Source organism: Paucibacter sp. XJ19-41 (assembly GCF_028462495.1).
GTDB lineage: Bacteria > Pseudomonadota > Gammaproteobacteria > Burkholderiales > Burkholderiaceae_C > Roseateles_E.
The window spans coordinates 1-422 of sequence record NZ_JAQOWX010000304.1; the positions used below are offsets into that span (position 1 = coordinate 1).

Genomic DNA, 422 nt, shown 5'->3' on the forward strand with positions numbered 1-422 from the left:
CGCGCGCAGCGCGGCGCAGAGCCGCTCCCAGGCGGCGCGTGCGCGGGCCGGCAGCAGGGGCGTGATCTGCGCGCCGGTCGGGAACTCGTCGAAGTACAGCACCTCGGCGCGCGGCACCTGCAGACTGATCCGGCGCCGCTCCCAGCGCAGCGGGGCCGACAGGCCCATTGCGATCACTGGCGCGTCTGTCCCGCTGCCGCAGCGCTGCTGCGTGATCACCAGCGGCAGGCCGGCGTCGGCCCAATGGGCCAGGCAGGCCTGCTCCAGCGCGTCGCGGGCCTGGGCGCGCACGGCCGCCCAACCACCCGGCGTCAGGCGCGCGAGCTGATGTCGATGCAGACGCAGCATCGGTCGCTCCCGCTCAGGCCGCGTCCAGCACGCGCTGGATCACCGCGGCCGCCATCCGCCGTCCGCCGCGCGCG

Annotated in this window: 1 pseudogene; it reads right to left on the reverse strand. The window is 76.5% G+C overall.

What is annotated here, in order from left to right:
• Positions 1-348: pseudogene (locus PO768_RS29105) on the reverse strand (phosphoribosyl-dephospho-CoA transferase MdcG domain-containing protein); the annotation flags it as partial.
• Between the last annotated feature and the right edge of the window lie 74 nt (positions 349-422).